This is a genomic window from Bartonella sp. B1098 (assembly GCF_944896145.1).
GTDB lineage: Bacteria > Pseudomonadota > Alphaproteobacteria > Rhizobiales > Rhizobiaceae > Bartonella.
In genome coordinates, this window is the sequence record NZ_CALYLP010000003.1 from 204,967 (window position 1) to 220,493 (window position 15,527).

14 protein-coding genes and 1 pseudogene are annotated in these 15,527 nt (G+C 35.4%); 6 read left to right on the forward strand and 9 right to left on the reverse strand.

Features of this window, described 5'->3' with window-relative positions; all coding sequences use genetic code 11:
- Positions 1 to 436: 436 nt before the first annotated feature.
- The 3 genes and pseudogenes from NNJ85_RS05245 to NNJ85_RS05255 form a co-directional block, all read right to left on the reverse strand.
- Positions 437 to 799 (reverse strand): hypothetical protein, encoded by a 363-nt coding sequence (locus tag NNJ85_RS05245; protein ID WP_254474216.1) that lies wholly within the window; start codon positions 797 to 799, stop codon positions 437 to 439.
- 408 nt (positions 800 to 1,207) lie between these two features.
- The gene (gene hutH, locus NNJ85_RS05250; RefSeq protein ID WP_254474217.1) at positions 1,208 to 2,746 is read right to left on the reverse strand and encodes a histidine ammonia-lyase; all 1,539 of its coding nucleotides are present in this window, start codon (positions 2,744 to 2,746) and stop codon (positions 1,208 to 1,210) included.
- A gap of 176 nt (positions 2,747 to 2,922) precedes the next feature.
- Positions 2,923 to 3,110 (reverse strand): annotated as a pseudogene (locus tag NNJ85_RS05255) (class I SAM-dependent methyltransferase); the annotation flags it as partial.
- Between the two features lie 394 nt (positions 3,111 to 3,504).
- Here NNJ85_RS05255 and NNJ85_RS05260 point away from each other — a divergent pair.
- The 4 genes from NNJ85_RS05260 (at position 3,505) to parE (ending at position 8,015) form a co-directional block, all read left to right on the forward strand.
- Positions 3,505 to 4,131: a LemA family protein gene (locus NNJ85_RS05260; RefSeq protein ID WP_254474218.1), complete on the forward strand. Its 627-nt coding sequence runs from the start codon at positions 3,505 to 3,507 to the stop codon at positions 4,129 to 4,131.
- A complete protein-coding gene (locus NNJ85_RS05265) occupies positions 4,131 to 4,982 on the forward strand; it encodes a YgcG family protein (RefSeq protein WP_254474219.1) in 852 nt (283 codons plus the stop codon). The genes NNJ85_RS05260 and NNJ85_RS05265 overlap by 1 nt, the downstream gene beginning before the upstream one ends.
- 146 nt (positions 4,983 to 5,128) lie before the next feature.
- Positions 5,129 to 5,866, forward strand: coding sequence for a lipoyl(octanoyl) transferase LipB (gene lipB / locus NNJ85_RS05270; RefSeq protein WP_254474220.1), 738 nt, complete (start codon positions 5,129 to 5,131; stop codon positions 5,864 to 5,866).
- A gap of 82 nt (positions 5,867 to 5,948) precedes the next feature.
- Positions 5,949 to 8,015 (forward strand): DNA topoisomerase IV subunit B, encoded by a 2,067-nt coding sequence (gene parE / locus NNJ85_RS05275; RefSeq protein WP_254474221.1) that lies wholly within the window; start codon positions 5,949 to 5,951, stop codon positions 8,013 to 8,015.
- Positions 8,016 to 8,032: 17 nt separating this feature from the next.
- Here the strand turns inward: parE and recJ are convergent, their stop codons facing one another.
- The gene (gene recJ / locus NNJ85_RS05280; protein WP_254474222.1) at positions 8,033 to 9,817 is read right to left on the reverse strand and encodes a single-stranded-DNA-specific exonuclease RecJ; all 1,785 of its coding nucleotides are present in this window, start codon (positions 9,815 to 9,817) and stop codon (positions 8,033 to 8,035) included.
- 295 nt (positions 9,818 to 10,112) lie between these two features.
- Between recJ and rplM the strand changes: the two genes are divergently transcribed.
- Together rplM and rpsI are read left to right on the forward strand one after the other, a co-directional pair.
- Positions 10,113 to 10,577: a 50S ribosomal protein L13 gene (gene rplM, locus NNJ85_RS05285; protein ID WP_254474224.1), complete on the forward strand. Its 465-nt coding sequence runs from the start codon at positions 10,113 to 10,115 to the stop codon at positions 10,575 to 10,577.
- Between the two features lie 2 nt (positions 10,578 to 10,579).
- The gene (gene rpsI, locus NNJ85_RS05290) at positions 10,580 to 11,065 is read left to right on the forward strand and encodes a 30S ribosomal protein S9 (RefSeq protein WP_254474226.1); all 486 of its coding nucleotides are present in this window, start codon (positions 10,580 to 10,582) and stop codon (positions 11,063 to 11,065) included.
- A 313-nt stretch (positions 11,066 to 11,378) separates the two neighbouring features.
- On the opposite strand, the gene NNJ85_RS05295 is transcribed toward rpsI, so the two are convergent.
- The 5 genes from NNJ85_RS05295 to NNJ85_RS05315 form a co-directional block, all read right to left on the reverse strand.
- Entirely contained in the window at positions 11,379 to 11,744 is a 366-nt protein-coding gene (locus NNJ85_RS05295; protein ID WP_005773308.1) for a response regulator, read from the reverse strand.
- Between the two features lie 744 nt (positions 11,745 to 12,488).
- A complete protein-coding gene (locus NNJ85_RS05300) occupies positions 12,489 to 12,662 on the reverse strand; it encodes a hypothetical protein (RefSeq protein ID WP_254474228.1) in 174 nt (57 codons plus the stop codon).
- Positions 12,663 to 14,051: 1,389 nt separating this feature from the next.
- Complete coding sequence (locus NNJ85_RS05305) at positions 14,052 to 14,837, reverse strand: ABC-2 family transporter protein (RefSeq protein ID WP_254474237.1); 786 nt, start codon at positions 14,835 to 14,837, stop codon at positions 14,052 to 14,054.
- Complete coding sequence (locus tag NNJ85_RS05310; protein WP_254474239.1) at positions 14,821 to 15,273, reverse strand: hypothetical protein; 453 nt, start codon at positions 15,271 to 15,273, stop codon at positions 14,821 to 14,823. Before NNJ85_RS05310 ends, NNJ85_RS05305 begins: the two co-directional genes overlap by 17 nt.
- Positions 15,234 to 15,410 (reverse strand): ABC-2 family transporter protein, encoded by a 177-nt coding sequence (locus NNJ85_RS05315; RefSeq protein WP_371923334.1) that lies wholly within the window; start codon positions 15,408 to 15,410, stop codon positions 15,234 to 15,236. Before NNJ85_RS05315 ends, NNJ85_RS05310 begins: the two co-directional genes overlap by 40 nt.
- Between the last annotated feature and the right edge of the window lie 117 nt (positions 15,411 to 15,527).

Here is a 15,527-nt window from a genome sequence, read left to right on the forward strand (position 1 = left end):
TAAAATGTTGGTGAAAATCCACACCACAATAAACAGCTTTATGATAAATAAAGTCTCATGTTTCTTTCACGAATATATTTCAAAAAACATCAAAAACCAGCCAGTCAAACGCTTTGCTCTAAACAATAAAAAATACTTATATGGCAAATTATACAGTTTTTATAATCTGCAATTTCGTATTATTTTATTGAAATAAAGTGATAATGAATTTTTTTATAATTGTCATTTAATTCATTTTGTATTCTCTGGTTTTTTACAAAGAAAATTAGCCTTAATGTGTAGTGTGAACTTTTAGGCTTCATTTCAGAGCACCGAAATAGAAGCCTAAAAGTTCATAACAAGCGCATTAACTATGCATACAATTAATTTTTGTGACTTTAAGCAAGTTCTCTTTGAGCCCATAAAACAAACTTTTTACGCCAATTGAAGAACTCAATCAATGATAAAGCGAATCTCGCCAATTTTTAAAAGTATGAGAAAGTGAATCTACAGCCCATCTTCTAAAGGCTCCAACAGCCTTAACGACAAGCTTTCCGATGAAAAAAAAATATACGGCAAAAATAGCATCTTTAACTGTTGGTCCAATAATATCTCCCTCCTTTCCTCTGGGAATTTGCCCTGAGATATTACTAAAACCTTTGTTTTTAGCCAAAACAAGAGGCTCTTTCTCTTGAGTCACCATCATAATAAAAATTTCCTCTGGAAAGCTACCTCTCCTAAAATTTGCATGAACCTCAAGAGTTTGTGAAAAACAAAAAAGAATTGTTATTAAAATACATAATCTAGTACTTTTAAACATTTATTTCTCCTTTTTTACTTAAAATACAAAAAATTAACTATAAAACTCATAAAGTATTAACAAATAAGAAGAATATAAAATTAAATTTTTATTTAATATAATGCATATAATATAATTTATAATTATAAAAACATAATATTACAATATATAATTTTTGGATATTATTTAAATTAAATTAAAAATCTCTGATAGAAATCATAAAGTATATTTACTTCAATTTTATAGATTATAAACTTATGATGATAAATTTAGATCACTATAAAGTAAAATATATATAGTTGGTTACAAACAGCAGATATATACATAATCGATTAAGTAATTGAAATATAGTATTGATTTTCTATATTTTTATATGAGGAAGTTTTAAAATATAATACCCACCCTTCCTCATTGACCTTAAAACAAATATCATTGAAAACTTAATGAAGGAAAATTTGTTTCTGGTAAAACAGATAATAAAGTCCCCTCACGCACAAGTATATGCGCTCGCTGAAGATCTGGAGCCAGATAGCGATCTTCCTTAAGTGAAGCAATATTTTTGCGTAAACATTCCATAACAGACTGCAAAAGAGTACTTGTTTTTAAAGGTGCACGATATTCAATTCCTTGTGCTGCAATAAGCGTTTCAATGCCAATAATTGTAAAAAGGTTTTCGCTCATTACCAATAACCGACGAGCACCATGGCAAGCCATTGAAACATGATCTTCTTGATTGGCTGAAGTTGGTGTTGAATCAACGGAAGCAGGATGAGCCATTTGTTTATTTTCAGACATTAAAGCTGCTGCTGTTACTTCAGCAATCATAAAACCTGAATTAAGACCTGCATTGTTGGCTAAAAAAGCTGGAAGACCATAAGAAACTGCTGGATCAACCATAAGAGCAATACGCCGTTGAGAAATAGCCCCTATTTCACACAAAGCAAGAGCAATCTGATCAGCAGCAAACGCTACAGGCTCAGCATGAAAATTGCCACCTGATACAACTTCACCATTCCTTAAAATTAATGGATTATCTGTAACAGCATTTGCTTCAATAATCAGTGTTTTTGCTGCTGCTTGCAAAATATCAAAACATGCCCCCATAACCTGTGGCTGACAACGTATACAATAAGGATCTTGTACACGCTCATCACCCCGCAAATGTGCTGCACGAATTTCTGAATCCTCTACAAGCTTTTCTAATGTTTTTGATACGGCAATCTGCCCATAATGTCCTCGTAAAACATGGATATCAGGATGAAATGGCGCTGTTGATCCCATGGTAGCATCTGTCGTTAAAGCCCCAGCCAACAATCCACCACACAATGCCCGATAAGCTCGGAAAAGGTTGGCAAGTGCAAGTGCTGTTGATGTTTGAGTCCCATTAATAAGAGCCAGACCTTCCTTTGCCTCTAAAATAATAGGGGATAATCCTGCTTTTTCTAAAGCAAGCGCTCCACTCATACGAATATTTTGAAAAAACGCTTCTCCTTCTCCTATCATAACAGCCGCCATATGAGCAAGTGGTGCAAGATCACCTGAAGCGCCAACAGAGCCTTTTTCAGGGATAACAGGAATAACACCCTTTACAAGCATATTTTCCAACAAATTTACCAATTCTAGACGAACTCCAGAGGCTCCTCTTCCCAAAGAGATAAGCTTTAAGCTCATCATCAAACGCACAATATTTTCAGCAAGAGGATCTCCTACCCCACAACAATGGGACAAAATAAGATTTCTCTGTAAAACAGTGACTTTGTCTGCACCAATTTTAATGGAAGCCAACTTCCCAAAACCAGTATTAATACCGTATACAGGCTCGCTTCCAGCAGCAATTTCAGCAATGCGCTGCGCTCCTTTCTCGATAGCTAAATGCGTGTCATGATGCAGCTTACTGATTGCACCATCAAAATAAATAGCTTCAAGTTCGCTAAGCGTTACCTCACCTGGTTTTAGTATAATCGTCATAATTTTCTTTCTTTATTTAATTAAAGTATAATTCTTAACATTATTAACCCTTCTATAAAATCTATAAAATAAAAAAATAATCATTCTTTGAATGAAAATGCTTTTTAAAGCCATTCCTTAGGATAAAAATAGCATGATATTGCTGCTATTCCCTAAAAATTAACAATTCCCTCTCATGCAATGCCTGTTTCAGTCCTATCTACGACGGACAAATACTTTTTATTCTTAAAAGGAAAAAACATGGTCTTCACAATAAGGTAAGGGGAGAGTGAAAACGATAGCGATCATAATCATCAGCTAATCCGTCAAACTTTTCACTTTGCCGTTGAACGTTTTGCAATGCAGGAATTCCCCCCTTCTTCATAATTGTTGATACCTATAATTCAAAAGCTTTTTATCCAATAGGTTAAGCATGACTTTTCAAGGAGGCTAAATGTGAACTGCCTCTTCTTTTTATAAGCTTGATACCGACACTCTTCTTTTCCTCAATTGTTATTTTCTACGTTCTGAAATAAAAAAATCCTACGAAAATAATATAATTTTCTGTAAAGAATAATTGATATGAATAGTGTTGATCTTTCATAAGATGACATTTATACTCTCGCTATTATTTTCATATCAACAAGTCACTTAAGCGTGCTAAAAACACAGAGAGATGTCAATCTATTAATAATAATAGCTGTTTATAAAATTCAAAATACTTTCCACCAGTAAGTTAAACCCTATATGATACATAAAATATCTGTGGAGACATCTTTATGTTAAATGTACAAACTTCTTCAATGTTTAAAATATTAAAAAAATTTTCAATCATTATTTTTTTGGCAGGGTTAATACCATTTTTAAGTGGCTGCGGATTTAACACGATACCAACAAATGAAGAAAAAGCACACGCCGCATGGAGTGAAGTACTCAATCAATATCAACGCCGTACAGATCTCATTCCCAATCTTGTAGAAACAGTTAAAGCTTACGCCGCCCATGAACAAAGCGTTTTCACAAATGTCATTGAAGCACGTGCCAAAGCAACACAAGTCAACATTAATGCAGATATGTTAAATAATCCGGAAATTATGCAGCAATATCTCAAAAATCAAGCCAATTTATCAAGTGCACTTTCGCGACTTATGGCAGTTGTCGAAAACTATCCAGATCTTAAAGTAAACCAAAACTTTCTTGCTCTTCAATCACAGCTAGAAGGAACTGAAAACCGTATCTCCGTTGCACGCCGCGATTATATTGAAACAGTTCGTGCCTACAACACGGCACTCAAAACAATGCCAACAATGATTTGGGCAAAATTATGGTTTCGTGACGCTAAACCGATGCCAACTTTTACCATCGATACGGATAGCCAACAAACTCCAAAGGTTAATTTTAATTAATGAAACCATTTCAACACTTTATACAACGTCGTTTTTTTCGACGTTTATGGGTTCCTTTAAGCATTCTATACTTAATCATTGCATTGGGGAATGTCTCTTACGCATACACTCAATTTCCTCCCTTAACCGGCTATATCAACGATATAGCTCATTTACTTGACCATGCAACAAAGAGAAATTTAACGGAAAAGCTTGCTACACTTGAAGAGAAAACAGGAGATCAAATTGTTCTTATAACGCTCCCTACTCTTTCGGGAAATGATATAGAAACTTACAGCAATTCTCTTTTTCGCACATGGAAGTTAGGCCAAAAACAAATCAATAACGGCGTATTAATCGTCATTGCGCCCAATGAACGTGAAGCACGTATTGAGGTAGGCTATGGTCTGGAAGGAGAACTAACAGATGCTATTTCCTCTGTCATCATTAATAGCTTCATGATTCCTCATTTTCGTGAAGGAAATTATCAAAAAGGAATTGTTGAATCGGTTCATGCAATTATCAAAGTAATCACACAAAGTGATGCAGATTTTTCTTTTCGACTCAAACAAAAAGCTAAAGCTGTTGAAGAACAACGTAAACAAGCTGCAAAAGAAGAAATGATTATAAATACAATCATGTGTTTCATTCTCTTTATAGCCATGGGGTTGCCCATTCTTGCTATGATTTTTGGTCAAAAAATAGGTCCACAAAAGTATCTTTGGATGGGTATTGTCTTCACACCTTGGTTTTTAAACTTAAATACGAGGGGTAGAGGTTCTGGTGGAATCTTTGGTGGACATTCAGGAGGAGGAGGATTCAGAGGTGGTGGTGGATCATCAGGTGGTGGTGGTGCAACAGGAAGATGGTAAAACGAACATAACGCGTTTTTTTAATAAAATTCATTACATTTCTCATTAAAAATTCATTGCATTTCTCATAAAGTGTCTCTTAATCTTACGCTTTTGTTATTTTTCTGATTACAATACAAACTCAAACATTAAGATAAATATTGCCAATGACATTTGAATTGAAACATAGGGATCGTAGTCACTTATCACATCATTTTAATGCAATTCTAGGGAATCCACCCGTTGAATGGAAAATAAGTGATTATTTGGTTGAATATCCTGAAGCGCTGCGTTACATGCAGGAACGTGTGGAAAAAATTCTTGCAAAAACGGCCCATGAACAGGTTTGGCTTCTTGAACACCCTTCCCTTTATACTGCGGGTACGAGTGCAGATAAAAAGGATCTTTTAGCGCCTCATTTATTTCCTGTTTACGAAGCAGGACGTGGAGGTGAATTTACCTATCATGGACCAGGACAGCGTATTGCTTATATTATGCTTGATCTTAAACGCCGAAAACAAGACATTCGTGCTTTCATTAGTGCATTAGAAGAATGGATCATACAGATGCTTGCAAGCTTTAATATTAAAGGCGAACGCAGAGAAGATCGCGTTGGTGTCTGGATTAAACAATCTCATAGCCCATCAAAACAAAATGATCTTTCTTCCGAAGATAAAATTGCGGCAATTGGCATTCGAGTGCGAAAATGGATAAGTTTTCATGGAGTTTCTATCAATGTTAATCCTAATTTAGCCCATTACTCAGGAATTGTTCCTTGTGGAATTACAAACCACGGAGTAACAAGCTTTCTTGATTTAGGGTGTCCTGTAACAATGCATGATATTGATATTGCTCTCAAACAGGCTTTTGAACAAATTTTTGGTCCAACAATTGATGTTTCCTAACTGCATTGATTTTTAAATAAAAAACAGGCATAAAATTTATTCTAATAAATATTTTATTTCATGAGGTAGATAGTTAAACGCTATGAGCGATAACAACAAGGATCTTTTTAGTGTTTTAAATAAAGCCCAATCTAGGGTGAATACAAAAGAAAGCACTCTGCAATCTCCAATGAAATCAAAAGCAATGATTTCAAAAAAAAGTGCAAAAAATACGCAAGAAGACGACTATAATGCCCTCTCTATTCGCGTGCTTGAGGGTTTAGAGCCTGTACGTTTACGCCCTGGAATGTATATTGGTGGAACAGACAGTAAAGCACTTCACCATTTATTTGCCGAAATTATTGATAATGCGATGGATGAAGCTGTTGCTGGTTATGCAGACTCCATTGAGGTCTCATTAGATAAGAACGGTTATATAACAGTTACAGATAATGGACGTGGTATTCCTGTCGAAAATCATCCTCAAATGCCTGACAAATCAACTCTAGAAGTTATTATGACACAACTCCACTCCGGAGGAAAATTTGATGGAAAAGCTTATCAAACTGCGGGCGGACTTCATGGAGTAGGAATTTCTGTCGTCAATGCTCTGTCAGATAATATGGAAGTTGAGGTTGCACGAGAACGAAAACTTTACCGACAACGTTTTTCACGCGGTATTCCTCAATCTGGATTAGAAGATTTAGGAGATGTTTACAATCGTCGTGGTACACGTGTTCGTTTTCATCCTGATGGTGAAATTTTTGGTGAAAAAGCAGCTTTTGATCCGGAAAAAATTTATCAGATGGCGCGCTCAAAAGCCTATCTTTTTGGCGGTGTAAAAATTCGCTGGACTTGTGATCCCGTCATACTTGAAGGCGTAAAAAATATTCCTGAAAAGGCTGTTTTTCATTTTCCCTATGGGCTTAAAGATTATTTACTCGCATCATTAAAAGATGAATATCGCGTCACGTCAGAAATTTTTTCTGGAAAAACACAACAAAATAATGGTCATGGCTGTGTTGAATGGGCCATCGCTTGGCATGGTGGAGATCCTTGTGTGCAATCTTATTGCAATACTATTCCCACCGGAGAAGGAGGAACGCACGAAACAGGACTGCGTCAAGCTCTTTTGCGTGGCTTAAAATCTTACGCTGAGTTAACGGGAAACAAACGCGCAGCAATCATTACATCAGACGATATTATGATTTCAACGGCTGCAATACTTTCAGTTTTCATCAAAAATCCTGAATTTGTTGGACAAACAAAAGATCGACTAGCAACAATCGAAGCGCAACGTATCGTTGAAAATGCAATCCGCGATCCTTTTGATCATTGGTTAGCCAATTCCCCTCAAGAAGCAACAAAACTTCTTGATTGGGTTATTGAACGTGCTGAAGAACGTGTTAGACGCCGCCAAGATAGAGAAATCAGTCGGAAAACAGCTGTCCGTAAATTACGTCTGCCCGGTAAACTTGCAGATTGTAGCCAAAACCATGCTACAGGTGCTGAATTATTCATTGTTGAAGGGGATTCTGCAGGGGGATCGGCTAAACAAGCAAGAAATAGAGCAAACCAAGCAATTTTACCTCTTCGTGGTAAAATCCTCAATGTTGCCAGTGCTGCCCATGAAAAAATGAACTCAAGCCAAACAATTAGCGATCTTATTCTTGCTCTTGGATGTGGAACACGCTCTAAATATCGTGAAAAAGATCTCAGATATGAACGTATTATCATCATGACAGATGCAGATGTTGATGGCGCTCATATTGCGTCACTGCTCATTACCTTCTTTTTTCAAGAAATGCCTGACCTTATTCATCAGGGACATTTATATCTCGCCGTTCCTCCCCTTTATAGAATATCGCAAGGCGGAAAAGTTGCTTATGCACGTGATGACATCCATAAGGATGAATTGCTCAAAACTGAATTTACAGGAAAAGCGAAAATTGAAATTGGTCGTTTTAAAGGGCTGGGTGAGATGCGCGCGGAACAACTTAAAGAAACGACGATGCATCCCCAAAAACGTACATTGCTTCGTGTTTCTATTGATGCTGTGGAAATACAAGAAACAAAAAAGACTGTAGAAAGTCTCATGGGAACAAAACCAGAGGCACGATTTCGTTTCATACAAGAAAATTCTACTTTTGCTTCTAATTTAGACATCTAATGTAAAAAATATCTCTTTTAAGCCACTGCAGCAGCGTCAATCACACGCAGTTGCGGATTGATTGTTCCATTCCAATAATTCAAACTAAGATGACCAGCTAAATGAATCATTTCGCCAATATTTCTCGACAGAAAATCACCAAGCGCTGTGCCTACAGCACGAAAAGCTATTCCTTGTAGTTTTTTGCCTTCCACATTAGATACAATAAGGCGAAGATGTCCTTTACCAACTTCAGATAGGTTCATTAATCGATGAGAGGGAAGAACAAAAACAGGTGTTGCATTCCCTGTCCCAAAAGGCCCTGCCTTTTCAAGCAACTCAAATAGTGCTTGATTAACACCAGAAGCAGAAAGAGAGCCATCTATACTAAGAGACTTTCTTGCATGCAATTGCGAAACCATGACAGAAACTTTTTCTTCTAACCATGTTCGAAAAATTTCAATTTTTGTCGATTGAATTGTAATGCCTGCTGCCATACTATGTCCCCCTCCTTTTTCTAATAAATTGAGTGTAACAGCTTCACGAACGAGTGCCCCTAGATCTATGCCGCTAATTGAGCGTCCTGACCCTACGCCATTTCCATCTTCTCTCAATGCAATAGCAAAAACAGGACAAAAAAAACGCTCTTTGAGGCGGGAAGCAAGAATACCAATAATTCCCGGATGCCATTCTTGATGAGCAATAACCAGTGACAATGGTGTTTCTTGATCTTGATAAAGAGAAGCAATATAAGATTCCGCCTGAACTAATTGAACATTTTCCATTTCTTGGCGTTCTTGGTTGAGTTGATTTAATTGTTCTGCTATTCTGTTCGCCTCCTCTTTATCCTTACAGCTGAGCAAACGTGCCCCCAAAGCTTGGTCACCAATACGCCCTCCCGCATTAATTCTAGGACCTAACAAAAAACCTAAATGAAAACTATTAAGTGGTTCGCCTATTCTTGCAACTTTTGTTAAAGCTGCAACCCCAGGATTATGCATAGAACGAGCAACTTGAAGTCCTTTTACCACAAAAGCGCGGTTAACCCCCTGCAATGGCACAACATCACATATGGTTGCCAAGGCAACAAGATCAAGCATACTGAGAAGATCAGGCAATGGCCCTTCGAATTTTTTTTGCCGCAGTAAACGATGGACCCAAGCTAACGTAACAAAGACAACACCCGCCGCACATAAATGCCCTTGTCCAGAAAAATCATCAGGGCGATTAGGATTAACAAGAGCAACAGCTTCTTGATGAACTTCTGACATTTGATGATGATCTAAAATCACAACATCAGCACCAGCAAGTCTCGCCGCTTTTACAGCATCTGGACTATTCGCTCCACAATCAACAGTAATAATTAAACGGGCACCTTCTTGCACAAGCATTCTCATAGCTTGTTCATTTGGCCCATAGCCTTCAACAATACGATCAGGAATATAAATTTTGACTTCAATCCCAAAATAACGAAAAAACCGCGCGATAAGTGCTGATGCGCAAGCGCCATCAACATCATAATCACCAAAAACAGCAACCTGTTCTTGGTTGAGAAGAGCCTTAATAATACGCTCTGCTGCGCATTGCATATCAACAAAACTTTCTGGATCAGGCATGAGCATGCGCAATGTTGGATTAATAAAAGCAACAGCTTCAGTTTCATCCACATCTCTTGCTGAAAGAACTCGTGCTAACTGATCAGGAAAACCAAATTTTTGAGAAATCGCACGCGCATTACTTACTCCTTTCACATCAAGGGCATCTAACCAAGCCTGACCACAAGCAGAAGATTCAACATTGAGAAAATAACGAGACAGCTGCATTACTATTTATTTTATAATGAAGATTAATAAAATACAATCATGCTTTAAAGATAAAATTGTCTTTTGCCCCATTTACCCCAATCATAATGTACATAAAGACCTCTCATGCAAGGTATCATAATACCTCAACAATAACATGCTGTTTTATAAAGTTTTTATTTTCTCTTGACGTCAATCAAAAGACATTATATCAGAGCAAATAATACGCGTTAAATACTTCGCTATGAGAACAATTTTCAACGCAAACAATGAAAATGCCTTCATACTACAGGGGCTTTAATTAAAGGATACTTCTATGGCAACTTTTTCACAAAAGCCAACTGAAGTGGTGAAAAAATGGGTTATTATTGACGCAGAAAACCTTGTTTTAGGGCGTCTTGCTACATTTGTTGCGAACCGCTTACGGGGCAAACATAAAGCTACATTTACGCCACATGTTGATGATGGAGACAACGTTATTGTCATCAATGCTGATAAAATAGCTCTTACCGGTAAAAAATATACAGATAAAAAATATTATTGGCATACCGGCTATATTGGTGGAATCAAAGAACGTACAGCGCGTCAGCTTCTCGAAGGACGTTTTCCCGAACGCGTTGTTGAAAAAGCTGTAGAACGTATGATTCCGCGAGGTCCCCTTGGTCGCCGTCAATTGAAGAATCTCCGTGTTTATGCTGGAAACAAACATCCGCATGAAGCACAACAGCCCGAGTCTCTTGACGTTAGTGCTTTAAACCGCAAAAACAAAAGGATTGCTTGATTATGGCTGAAATTAATTCTCTTGCTGAGCTCAGTGTCGTAACAAATACTGTGGAAGCTCATGAAAATATTGCCCCTGTCCATGTGCAAAAGCTTGATTCACAAGGGCGTGCCTATGCAACAGGGAAACGTAAAGATGCTGTTGCGCGTGTATGGATTAAACCAGGTTCTGGAAAAATTACCATTAACAACAAAGAATTTGACAAATATTTTGCTCGCCCTGTTTTGAGAATGATTCTTCGTCAACCAATTGTTGCAACAAATAGGGATACCCAATTTGATATTATTGCAACGGTTGCAGGTGGTGGTCTTTCTGGACAAGCTGGTGCAGTACGTCATGGTATTTCCAAAGCTTTAACTTATTATGAACCAGAACTTCGCCCAATTTTGAAAAAAGGAGGATTTCTTACCCGCGATAGCCGTATCGTTGAACGTAAAAAATACGGTAAAGCAAAAGCGCGTCGTTCTTTCCAGTTTTCGAAACGTTAATTTCAATATTTGTGCAATATATAGAGCCCCGTTTTCATCGGGGCTTTTTTCGCCCTGCTAAAACAGACTTTTAGATGAATGCAGGAAAAAATCTTATACCACTTAGAAGAGAGTAAGGGTATAAAACAACAACTTCTCTTAAAACAAAAACTAAGAAACATAAATCAAAAAATAAAAAACTCTTTTCAATTTTTAAAGTCTGTTTTGGAAACTAAAATATATTCCCGCTAAAACACAAAAATATTTGCACGATAACTTTAGCAATCCTATAAACCTTTCAATGCCTTTTTCTATCATCATTTAACAAAGAGCTTTAATCCACAAAATGTTTCACCATTGTAATAAAATGAGGAACAGAAATAGGCTTTGACATATATTCTTCACATCCACTTGCTCGAATTCGCTCCTCATCCCCCTTCATAGCAAAAGCTGTTACAGCAACGACAGGGATTGATCTCAGTTCCTCATCTTCTTTTAATTGTTTAATAACATCTATTCCAGAGACCTCTGGCAACTGAATATCCACAAGGATAAGAGATGGCATCGATGAACGCGCCAAATCTAATGCCATAAGACCATTCCGTGTTTCAACAGTTTCATAGCCACTCGCTTCTACAAGATCACGGAATAACTTCATATTAAGCTCATTATCTTCCACGATCATGACTTTCTTTGACATTCGTATAACTCCGCCCTTCTCAGATAAAATAAAGAAATAGAAATGAATCCACATTCTCTTTGCTTAAGATAAAATGATAAAAAAAATTGTAAACCACAAAGAGACGAAAAGCTTCCAATAAAAGAATTTTTGCAAAGATTTGTAAGACACATCACTATGCTTTTTCAGTTCATTAAAAAGAAAATCCACAATAACCATGATTGTATGACTCTGTGTTTTTTAAGTGGATACACAAAGTTTATGGGTATCTCAATTAAAGCAGATGATAACCCTGTTGCTTTTGCAAAAAGATATGTATTTTCATCATAGAAAAAATATCAACGACAAACTTAATTCAAATGCATATTTTGAAGAGAAAAAAATTTAATTAACTTTAGAAGACAGCTGATTATTTAAATTTAATGCACCCTATTCTACCATCCTACAAACAATATCTTAATGATAAAAAGGATAAATTTATCAATAACACTAAAAGTAAAAAAATACATAAACCGTGATTTGAAATCACGGTTTGTTAAATATATAATATTTAATAACAGAATAATTTAAAGTTCATCAAGAATTAATAGCCCCAAGTGCTTCGAGCATAAGAAGTAAATGCTCTTTGACCTGGTGTTTGGTGATGGGGCTCTCTAGTAAATAAGTATATAAAATACGCAACTAAACCAAAAATCTCTGCCTCCATTCCCATTAACCCCGCTACTTTCTGGACATTTTTTTCAACGCTTTGTCCTACAAATTGACTCATAATTGCATTAATAGTTTTAATAACTCCATTTTTTCTTGTTTCATAGCAGAAATAAAACCAGCGTTTTGAAATCCACCATTCACAAAATGAGCATTTTCTCCTAAAACCTGTGAAAAGAAAATAGCCACCTCAACAATACATAATATACAATTTTTAAATATTTTCATCATAATATTTAAATATTTTCATCATAATAACCTATTACAGTAATTTAATAAAAGAATTTTCTTTACCTTACCCTCTAAACAGAAAACACCACATCATCCATAGATAATGCATATTTTTCTGCTGAGAATAGGATGATTAATACAAAAAAGTAAATAGCGTTTTGTATTATATTAATTTCATTTCAAATTTAATCTATTTTGTCAATTGTTTTTTTAACTAGCTAATTAAATGATAAAATTTTATTAAAATAATATAATTAATATATTGTTTTAATTATATTTTTTTCTTCAAGAAGATCGGTTTTCTTAATTCCAATATTTTTACATCACAACGTAAAAAATATTACTCAATTGTCTTTTTTTTATTGAAACATAATGGATTTTTTATTTAATATCATTAAAATAATGATAATTTTTTTCTTATTGTATGTCGAGAAGAAAGAGCTAACCAAGTAAAAGTTAGCGTAAGCACAAGCTTAACTCTTTGATTGGAAAAGCAAAATCAGATGAGATAATAATGGCATTAATGAATAAACCAATTTTAATCCACAAAGCTATTAAAACATTTCAACGATTTTACGGCCTTTTGTTTCTAAAGAATCGCGGAATAACCTCAGTTTAAGTTCGTTATCTTCCACGATCATGATTTTTGATATTGATATAACTTCACCCTTCTCAGATAAAAGAGAGAAATAGATAATGAATACATTCACTCTCTACCCAAAATAAAATAAATAAAAATATAAACCTATCCATATTTTCATCGTAGAAAAGCTATCAATCACAAACCTTAACTCAAATGCATGTTTTGAAGAGGAAGCAACTTAAGTAACTTTGATATACGTAAATTTTTTGATCTGTAAGTAATCCGTAGTTTATATGCCCAATCAAAAATTTATTCTTGTAATTTTATGTTGTCTCGAATGCCTTTGTTTTACATCAATACGAGCTATGCAATAAAAAATCAAAAGAGAGATTAACTAGGTAAGTCTATATGAAACTTTAAAGCAGATCTGCATGTTATTCTTGCATTGTTAAAAGCAAAAGTAGTAACAAAACTGAAGAATAAAAGGGGCGTTATAAATACGAATATCGCCACAGCATCTATTTTTTCTGCCTTATACAATTTTCAAAAAGTTTGGTAAAAAGATATGAATGATACATGAAAAAGTTCTCAATCTTTTCAATCTCTATATCACAAATGCACTATTTAGTACTGATCACCAGAAACATATGACAGCTGATTTTATGCATCAATATATCTAAAAAACCATGTACATGTTTTTACATGTTTTCCCTACATCACACAGCCAGCGTAAATGATAATATTTTACAGCACAATAGAATTATTCACTCAATTTTTTATTTTTATAAATTAGGCAAATTTTTATATCATTCCCCTAATCTATTAAATTTACGCATTGCTTTCTTATAACTTATGAAAGTCACGGCAATAGAAAGAAAAGTGCTCAACAGAAGACCAATATTCCATTCATTTTTACCAAGCAGGAATGATATAGGGAGGGAAGCAGAAAAAGCTAGAGGCAGCAAAAACAGCAGCCATTTTACAAGATTTAAGGGATAGATAGTTATGGGGATAAAGGAAAGTTGGTAAAGCATTGCATGAAAATAAGCGACGGGCATCTTACGACTGGTTATGAATGTTATAAAGTTGAACATCATGAAAAAACACATGTTTACGATAAAGACACAACCAATTGCAACGATAAAGGAAAACCATTTCAGCTTTATTTCTGACATATTTGGTAGCAAGACAAATGAATAAGCACTCACACAAACAATAAAGAGCTTAATCAAATAAAGAGGTTTACACCAGCCAAACAGGATTAACAGCCAAACTGAAACAGGCTTTGTCAGATATCCCTCAATTTTCCCTTCGGCTACTTTTTCAAAAAATGTTTCAATAGAGGTGGTAAAAATATTCAAAAATATCCCAAGCAAAATGAAAACAACAAAGATAAGATGAATTTCATCTCTGCTATAGTTTCCAATATTTCCTGAAAAGCAAGAGATTTTATCAATAAAGATAAACTGAATAAAATAATAGCACAGAGAAAGAATAAATTCTCCAATGAAGTTTTTACCGTAAACAGTTTGTCGGCGCACATTCATGCTAATAAAATAAAGGATTGTTTTCACCTCATCCCCCTGCTCCATGATAGACTTTCATTCCTTTTTTCCAAGCAATATGAATGAAGAATAAAAAACACAAAATATAAAAAACACTCCCCACAATAAATTGCTCGAACACTTTCAGATCATGCGTTGAAAGAAATTCGGCAGGAACTGAGATGGTAAAACGATAAGGATTAAACTGCATCAATGGAATGAGCCATGTTGGCCAAAAAGAGGGAAGCAGAAGAGTGCCACCAAGAAGCGCTGAACTGAGAACACTAAAAGAGAGCAAAATATTGTATTCAATCACCCAGAAACTCAATAAAGCAATAGCAAAGGAAAGGAAAAAGCACAGCAATTGTGAGAAAACAATAATGAAAAAAAACAACAGGAAAGCTATAAGCAATGCTAAAATATTCTCAGAGGATAAACTAAGCTTTACAGCAAAGATAGCGAGTAAGGGCATGGCATAGAGCATACTTTCACCAAAAAGGTAAACAGCATTTGCATCATGTAACTGAATGGTTTGGTGAGATAGACTTCTAACTTCCCTTCTTTAACATGCTGAGAGAAAGATTGAATGAGACCATAATCATTATTTAAACGTGAGAAAATTAAGGCAAAGGCATAATAGTAATATCATATCATGAAAGCCAAAACCGTTTATACTATCGCTTGTATCAGAAAAAAGTGCATTCCACAACAAAAGTTGAATCACAAAGGGTGAGAGCG

Bases quoted from the DNA above. Each gene is read 5' to 3' on its own strand.
- recJ (WP_254474222.1), bottom strand. From the start codon at position 9,817: ATGCAGCTGTCTCGTTATTTTCTCAATGTTGAATCTTCTGCTTGTGGT.
- NNJ85_RS05245 (WP_254474216.1), bottom strand. From the start codon at position 799: ATGTTTAAAAGTACTAGATTATGTATTTTAATAACAATTCTTTTTTGT.
- NNJ85_RS05265 (WP_254474219.1), top strand. From the start codon at position 4,131: ATGAAACCATTTCAACACTTTATACAACGTCGTTTTTTTCGACGTTTA.
- NNJ85_RS05295 (WP_005773308.1), bottom strand. From the start codon at position 11,744: ATGTCAAAGAAAGTCATGATCGTGGAAGATAATGAGCTTAATATGAAG.
- rpsI (WP_254474226.1), top strand. From the start codon at position 10,580: ATGGCTGAAATTAATTCTCTTGCTGAGCTCAGTGTCGTAACAAATACT.
- NNJ85_RS05305 (WP_254474237.1), bottom strand. From the start codon at position 14,837: ATGGAGCAGGGGGATGAGGTGAAAACAATCCTTTATTTTATTAGCATG.
- parE (WP_254474221.1), top strand. From the start codon at position 5,949: ATGAGCGATAACAACAAGGATCTTTTTAGTGTTTTAAATAAAGCCCAA.
- NNJ85_RS05300 (WP_254474228.1), bottom strand. From the start codon at position 12,662: ATGATGAAAATATTTAAAAATTGTATATTATGTATTGTTGAGGTGGCT.
- hutH (WP_254474217.1), bottom strand. From the start codon at position 2,746: ATGACGATTATACTAAAACCAGGTGAGGTAACGCTTAGCGAACTTGAA.
- rplM (WP_254474224.1), top strand. From the start codon at position 10,113: ATGGCAACTTTTTCACAAAAGCCAACTGAAGTGGTGAAAAAATGGGTT.
- NNJ85_RS05260 (WP_254474218.1), top strand. From the start codon at position 3,505: ATGTTAAATGTACAAACTTCTTCAATGTTTAAAATATTAAAAAAATTT.
- NNJ85_RS05310 (WP_254474239.1), bottom strand. From the start codon at position 15,273: ATGCTCTATGCCATGCCCTTACTCGCTATCTTTGCTGTAAAGCTTAGT.
- lipB (WP_254474220.1), top strand. From the start codon at position 5,129: ATGACATTTGAATTGAAACATAGGGATCGTAGTCACTTATCACATCAT.